Here is a 7,256-nt window from a genome sequence, read left to right as displayed (position 1 = left end):
GGTGAGGGAGGGGCGGGGACGGAACAGGCCGCCGCGTCCGCTGTCCTCGTCCCCGAGAGCGCCGGGGAAGTCGCCGATGGCGTCCAGGTCGACGGGAGCCTCCAGTTCCACCGGTCCGTCCAGGAGGGAGGCCGGCAGGCCGGGCCGTTGCGCGGATCCCTGGGACAGCGCGGCGCGGCGGCTGTCCTGCGGCTCGCTCTCCTTGGCCAGCTGGGGGCGGTCGAGCCGGAACCCGATGCCGTTCGTGTCCGGGACGTCGTCCGTCAGCAGGGCGTCCGGGATGAAGACGACAGCGGTCGTGCCACCGTACGGGGAGGGCTGCAAGGAGACGCGGACGTTCTGCCGCTGGGCGAGACGGCTGACCACGAACAGGCCGAGCCGGTCGGTGTCGGACAGCTCGAACTCGGGGGTCTCGGCGAGCCGGAGGTTGGCGTCCAGGAGCGCTTCGGCGGCCATGCCGAGGCCGCGGTCGTGGATCTCCAGGGTGAAGCCGTTGGCGACCCGCTCGCCCAGGACCTGGACGGCGGTGTGCGGCGGCGAAAAGACCGTGGCGTTCTCCAGCAGTTCCGCCACGAGATGCGTGATGTCGGCGACGGCCGGGCCGGTGACGGCGATCCGCGGAAGGCGGCGGACCTCGATGCGCTCGTAGTCCTCGACCTCGGCGACGGCGGCGCGTACGACGTCCATGAGCTGGACGGGCTTGCGCCACTGGCGGGAGGGCGCGGCCCCGGAGAGGATCACGAGTCCCTCGGCGTGCCGGCGCATGCGGGTGGTCAGGTGGTCGAGGCGGAACAGGTCGGCGAGTTCCTCGGTGTCCTCGGTCCGGCGCTCCATGGCGTCGAGCAGGGTGAGCTGCTTGTGGAGCAGAACCTGGCTGCGGCGCGCGAGGTTGACGAAGACCTCGGAGACGCCGGCTCGCAGCTCGGCCTGCTTGACGGCGGCTTCGACGGCGGCGCGCTGGAGGGTGTTGAGGGCCTGGCCGACCTCGCCCATCTCGTTCTTGTCGTACTCCAGGCGCGGGACCTCGGTCTCGACGTCGACCTGCTCGCCCGCCGACAGCCGGCGCATCACGCTGGGCAGCCGCACTCCGGACGCCTCGTGGGCCTCCAGACGCAGCTGCCGCAGATCGCGGATGAGGGTGCGGCCGACGCGCACGGACAGGAAGAGGGAGACCAGGAGAGCGACCAGACCGAGTACACCGGCGATGACCGCCTTGGCGATGACGCCCATGGCCACGGGTTCGACGCGGTTCTGGTAGCGGTCGTTGGCCTGGTCGTTGAGCGTGCCGAGTTCGTCGAGCACGTTGCCGGCGGCGCTGTCCCAGCTCTTGGCGGTGACGCCGCGCGGTGTTCCGTCGGTGGAGGAGACGGCCGCTTCCTCGGCCACGCGCAGCGGAGCGGTGGAGGCGTTCTTCCAGAAGCTCTCGTAGCGGTCGCGTTCCGAGACGGGCAGCAGCGGGAGGCTGGTGTCGTACATCAGGGTGCGCTGGGCCACGAGGTCGGAGATGTCGCGCTCTTCGGAGTGGGAGATCCTGCCGACGATCAGGGCGGAGCCGAGGAGGGCGTCCTCGCGGGAGAGCAGTTCGCGGGCGCGGGCGAGATTGACCAGGGCGCGGTACTGCTTGTCCAGTTCCACGTTGTCGACGACGTGGAGGTTGGCGAGCAGGACGTAACACGGGTCGACCAGCCGGTTGTAGAGGTCGAGGGCCTGGGAGCGGTTGACGGTGCCGTCCTCGACACTGCGGCGCAGCGACTCGATGCCTTCGAAGGCGTCCAGAACCGCGGTCAGCCGCTCGTCGGTGTCCGCGCCCATCGCGTCGCGCACGTCCGGGTTGCGGGCGTTGTCGCGAATACTGCCGACGGCTTCGTCGGTGGCCGTCCGGCTGCGCCGGAGCGCGGCGAGCCCGTCGGAGGCACGGGGGTCGGCGAGGTAGACGAGGGTCTGGCGGCGTTCCTCCTGGAGGACACGGACGGTGTCCTCGATGGGGTAGCCGATCTTCTCCACCACGGACGACACGTTGAACAGATCGCCCGCCTCACGTCCCGTGAGCACCGTGGCGAAGGCCCAGATCGCGGTCAGGGACACCAGCGGCACGAGAAGCAGCGCCACGATCTTCCGGCGGATGGACTTCCCGCGAAAGCGCATGGCCTCCCCCAGCTCGGGCCCCCGGCTACCGGGGGTACACATGTGCGTCAACAAACGGCGCGAGCCTACTACCGACGCCCAGGGAACTCGAAAGCCGGTCCGGAAGGTGAACTTCCGCGCCAGCCACGAGGCATGTGGAGTTGTCCGGTCATTGCGGGAGTTGTCTCCCCGAAACCGATGGTGGCGGCGCGGGTCAAGGCCTGTGAACCGCCTGGGCGGTTGGCTGAAATTTTTCGGTTTCTGGGAATCTTCGTGGCGGGTTGTTCGTCCTTCTCTACGGGAAATGGGGGCGGAATCGGCCACAGGAGCCGCATCCCGCATCCGGGCGGCGTAAAACAGCGCAAGCCGGGCAGCCACTGGGGAGCACGGGTCTTCGGATACGAGCGAGCAGTCTGCTGGCGGTGGGGAGTGACACGGTGACGGGCACGGCGGAGCGGCGCGGAGCGCCCAGGGTGGGTGGGGTGCAAGTGACGGCGCGTCAAGAGGCCGCAGCGACGGATCGCGACCATCTGGCTGACGAGGCGGAGACCACGGCTCGAGAAGCGGGGGTTCCGGCTCACAAGGAGGGCCGTGACGTGCGCGAACAGCAGTACTACCGGCCCCTGTGGGTGGAGGAGCCGGCGCGGCGGCGCCGGTTGCCGGATCCGGTACGGACGGCCGCCGTGCGGTCGGTACTCCTCATCGCTCTGACGCTGATTCAGGCCATGGTGGCCTTCCTGTGCACGATGGCCGGGTCCTGGCTGGCGTTCCCCATGGTGATCAGCAGTGTGGTCAGCACGATCGTGGCGACCTGGGGAGCGCTCGACGTGTGGGTGACGCGTCAGGTCTGGAGCCAGCGCAACGGCGTGGTGTCCATGCCGAGCAGCACGGCACGGGCCCTGCGACGCGAGCGGCGCCGCGCCCGACGGCAGGCGCGCGCCGCCGAGCGGACGCAGGAGCGAATACGCCGACGGGGCGGGGCTGGGCAGTTGTCCCACTCGTAAAGAGTGACGGCGGGGCGCGGCGAGGCGACCGGATCCGGGCCGAGAAGTAGGGCACCACGACCGCGGTCTCGACGGTACGTCCGGCGAGCAGATTGGGGACGGCGACTCAGGGCTGCTGGGTGGCGGACGTCCAGTGCTCGGCGCGGGTGCCGCCGACGCGGGCGACGTCGCTGACGGCGACCACCTGCGGCGGGGCCGTCGCACGGCCGTCGTCACAGAGGACGCCGTCGCGCAGGGGCGGGGTCGAACCGACCGGCCAGGGGGTGTCGGGGACGGCGCCGATGGCGCCGGTCACGATGTCCGCGGGAGGGTGAGGCCGTTGGTGAGGTCCACGCCGGTGACRCTGACGGTACCGCGCAGTCCGGCAAACGTCGGTGCCGGTGCCGCACAGTCCGGCCACGCCGGTGCCGGTGCCGCGCAGTCCGGCCACTTCGGTGCCGGTGCCGCGCAAAGCAGTCCGGCTTCGGACTCGAGATCGGCCCTGCGGGGCTCGGCGAGTACCGCGAGACGAAGCACACCTGGCGCAACACCCGTCCTGCACCTCAGGGTTGGTTCGACTGATCAAGCCTGCCCTGAGTGAACAGCCCTTGAGGAACCGCCCATGAGACCGACCGCGCAGTCCACAGACCAGCACCGCCAGGACGACGCCGAACTCACCGAGTTCGGGTACAGACCCGAACTCAAACGCACCCTCGGCAACTTCCACACCTTCGCCGCCGGGATCAGCTACATCTCGATCCTCACCGGCACCTTCCAGCTGTTCTACTTCGGCTACGGCAGCGGCGGCCCCGCCTACTGGTGGTCGTGGCCGATGGTCTTCGCCGGCCAGTTCATGGTCGCCCTGTGCTTCGCGGAGCTCGCCGCCCGCTATCCCGTGGCGGGCTCCGTCTACAACTGGTCGAAGAAGACAGGCAATCCGCATCTGGGCTGGCTCGCCGGCTGGATGATGTTGATCGCCTCGATCGTGTCCATATCGGCCGTGGCGCTCGCCTACCAGTTGACGCTGCCGCAGATCTCGTCGTTCTTCCAGTTCGTGGGGGACGGCACGGGTAGGTACGACGTGGCGACCAACGCGGTCATCCTGGCCGCGGTGTTGATCCTGTTCACGACCCTCGTGAACGCCTTCGGCGTCAAGTTGATGGCCAGGATCAACACGGCGGGCGTGTTCATCGAGTTGATCGCCACTGTCGTATTGATCGTCCTGTTCGCTGTCCACATCACGCGCGGTCCCCAGGTCGTCATGGAGACGCACGGCACCGGCGCGGGCTACGGCACCGGATACCTCGGTGCCTTCCTGGTGGCCTCGCTGGCCTCGGCGTACGTCATGTACGGCTTCGACACCGCCGCCTCGCTCGGCGAGGAGTCCCTGAACCCGACCCGCAACGCGCCGCGCGCGATCATCCGGGCGATCGTCGCGTCCTTCGTGCTCGGCGGCCTGATCCTGCTGCTCGCGCTGATGAGCGTCTCCAGCCTGAAGGGCGAGAAGCTGTCCACGGACGGCCTGCAGTACATCGTCCTGGACGTGCTGGGTCCGACGGCCGGCAAGGCGATGCTGTGGTGCGTGCTGATCGCCGTGACGGTGTGCGCGCTGGCGGTGCACACGGCGGCGGTCCGGCTGGCGTTCGCGATGGCCCGGGACAACAACCTGCCCGCGTCCTCGAAGCTGGCCAAGTGCCATCCGCGCTTCCAGACGCCGGTCCTGCCGACCGTGATCATCGGCATCCTCGCGCTGGCGATCCTGGTGGTCAACATCCGCCAGCCGCAGATCTTCACCGTCGTCACCAGTATCGGCATCATCATGATCTACCTCGCCTACCTGGGCGTCACGGTGCCGCTGCTGGTCGCCCGGCTGCGCGGAAAGTGGCAGCCCGCGGGTGAGGGCCGGTTCTCGCTGGGCCGCTGGGGGCTGCCGGTCAACATCGTGGCCGTGCTGTGGGGCGCGGCCATGACGCTCAACCTGATCTGGCCGCGGGCCGCCGTCTACAACGCCACGGCTCCCTACCACTGGTACCTGCGCTGGGGCGCGGTGCTGTTCGTCGCCGTCATCGCGGGCGGCGGCTTCGCCTACTACTGGTTCGTCCAGCGGCACAAGACCGGCGTGCTCGCCGAGCACCGCTCGGACGCCATGGCCACCGCTCCCGTCGCCACCCCGGCGGCCGACTGAAGGAGGACCATGAGTACACGCATGAGTCCGACTCCGTCGTAGGCGGCGGCACCGCGGGCAACGTGGTGGCGGCCCGGCTGTCCGAGGACCCTCCGTCCCCGCGTGCGTGATGGAGGCGGCCCGAGCGATGTCAGCGACGACGTGCGGCGGCTGCGGGACCGGCGTGGGCGGCGCGGCCGGTCCCGCAGTCTCTCGCCCCTTAAGGCGTCGTGGACGGGGGGCGTTTGTACATCCTGGTGGCCGTGATCTCGCTGTGTACCGCCTCCCCCGCCTGGGGCTGCTGCGGCAGCCCCAGGCGGAGGTGTTCCTCGACGCTGATGTACTTGAGGCCCGCCCTCAGGTCGGCGTCGTTGCGCATGCGGATGACCAGGGGGAACTCGGCCAGCGCGGTGGTGTCGAACAGGCCGGTGGTGTAGAGGAGCTGGACGCCCAGGGCATCCGACACCGCCCGCTGGAGTTCCAGCAGGTACGTGGCGTTGGCGCGGCCGATGGGGTTGTCGAGGAACAGCGTGCCGGCGTGCCGGTGCTTGTCGCGGCCCCGGTCGTTCGAGCGCAGCGCGGCCATCGTGCAGTACAGGGCGATCGCGGCGGTGAGGAGCTGGCCGCCGGAGAAGACGTCGCCCATCTGCCCGACGGGGACGCGCTCGGCGCGCAGCACCGCGTCGGGCTTGAGGATCTCGACGGCGACGCCCTTGGGCTGGAGGGCCGCGGCGACGCCCCGCAGCAGCAGGGACATGCCGTCCCGTCGCATGTCGGAGTTCTTCTTGACGGCGGCCCGGGTCGCCTCGTCGATGACCTCGCCCAGCCGCTCGGTGAGCGTGGCCTGGTCGGGCTCCTCGAAGCGGATGCGGAGGAACTCCTGTCCCGACCACTCGCCGAGGCCCTCCGGCAGGCGGGAGAGCCGCTGGGCGGAGCGCAGGGTGGCCAGGGCCGACTCGACCAGGCCGCGCAGCCGGTCCACGATCGAGTCGCGGTTGCGCTCCAGCTGCTCCAGCTCGTCCGTCAGGACCCGGAGCCGGGGTGCGAAGGCGTCCGCCCACTTCTGGGCGTGTTCGGGCAGCGCGGAGGCGGGCAGTTCGCGGATCTGCTGCCGTGCCGGGGTGCGGACCTGCTCGTAGCGCGTGGAGTTGGCGTGCCGGACGAGGATGTCACTGGCCTCGCGGACGGCGGCCTCGGCGGCGGACAGGTCGGCGGCGCAGCCGCGCAGGGAGCGGCGGGCCTCGGCGGCGGCCTGCCGTGCCTCCTCCGGGCTGCCGGGGTACGGCTCGGTCTCCTCCTGCTCCTCCTCCGTGGTGTGCTCGCGCAGCAGGTCGCGGAGCATGGCGGCGATCTCGTCGAAGCCGCTCGCCGCGTCCTCGGCGGCGCGGTGGGCGTCGAGGAGCTCGGCGTGCGCCTCGCGTGCCTGGTTCAGCGCCTCGGTGTGGGAGGCGAGTTCTGCCGTGGCGGTGCGCAGCAGGGTCTGCGCGTGCTCCGCGTCGCGCGGCTGGAGCTCCTCGGGGAGGTCGGTGTGGGCCTCGCCGTCCTCGGGCGCGTGCCGTTCGGCCTCGCCGCGCAGCCGCCCGAGCTGCTCGCTCGCGCTCGACATGCGGGTCTCCAGGAGCTGCACCAGCTCCTCGGCACGGGCTGCGGCGGCCTGGCGGCTTGGGCCGTCGGAGCCGTCGGGGGATTCGAGGAGCTGTTCGGCGCGCGTACGGACCTTGTTGCTCAGCCGGTCCAGCTCCGCGCGGGCCGCGCTCTCGTCGCTCTCGGCACGGGCCTGCTCGGCCCGCAGGTCGGCGCCGACGCCGACCTTCTCGTACAGCTGTGACGCCGCGCGGTAGGCCTCGCGGAGGGCGGGCAGGGAGGCCTTAGGGGTCTGGGCGTCGTCCTCGGGTACGTCGTCGGGGGCGCCCGCGATTTCGGAGCGCTCGGCGCGCAGGGCACGGGCGGTGCGGCGGGCGTCGTCGGCGGCGCGCTGGGCGGCC

Annotated in this window: 4 protein-coding genes and 1 pseudogene; 2 read left to right on the top strand and 3 right to left on the bottom strand. The window is 70.8% G+C overall.

What is annotated here, in order from left to right; translation table 11 throughout:
- On the bottom strand, positions 1-2,145 hold a 2,145-nt coding region (locus CA983_RS38245), incomplete at its 3' end, for a sensor histidine kinase (RefSeq protein WP_086605316.1).
- A gap of 401 nt (positions 2,146-2,546) precedes the next feature.
- On the opposite strand from CA983_RS38245, the gene CA983_RS38240 reads away from it, so the two are divergent.
- Positions 2,547-3,128, top strand: a complete 582-nt coding sequence (locus CA983_RS38240) for a hypothetical protein (protein WP_086605315.1) — start codon at positions 2,547-2,549, stop codon at positions 3,126-3,128.
- A gap of 106 nt (positions 3,129-3,234) precedes the next feature.
- Here the strand turns inward: CA983_RS38240 and CA983_RS49330 are convergent, their stop codons facing one another.
- Positions 3,235-3,423 carry a hypothetical protein gene (locus tag CA983_RS49330; protein ID WP_086605314.1) on the bottom strand — a complete coding sequence of 63 codons (189 nt, stop codon included), beginning with the start codon at positions 3,421-3,423 and terminating at the stop codon, positions 3,235-3,237.
- A 306-nt stretch (positions 3,424-3,729) separates the two neighbouring features.
- Here CA983_RS49330 and CA983_RS38230 point away from each other — a divergent pair, with 306 nt between their 5' ends.
- Complete coding sequence (locus CA983_RS38230; RefSeq protein ID WP_086605313.1) at positions 3,730-5,292, top strand: APC family permease; 1,563 nt, start codon at positions 3,730-3,732, stop codon at positions 5,290-5,292.
- A gap of 199 nt (positions 5,293-5,491) precedes the next feature.
- Here CA983_RS38230 and CA983_RS38225 read toward each other — a convergent pair.
- Positions 5,492-7,256, bottom strand: a pseudogene (locus tag CA983_RS38225) (hypothetical protein); the annotation flags it as partial.

It is taken from the genome of Streptomyces swartbergensis (genome assembly GCF_002148965.1).
GTDB classification, from domain to species: Bacteria; Actinomycetota; Actinomycetes; order Streptomycetales; family Streptomycetaceae; genus Streptomyces; species Streptomyces swartbergensis.
This window is presented reverse-complemented; position numbering and strand designations above follow the sequence as displayed.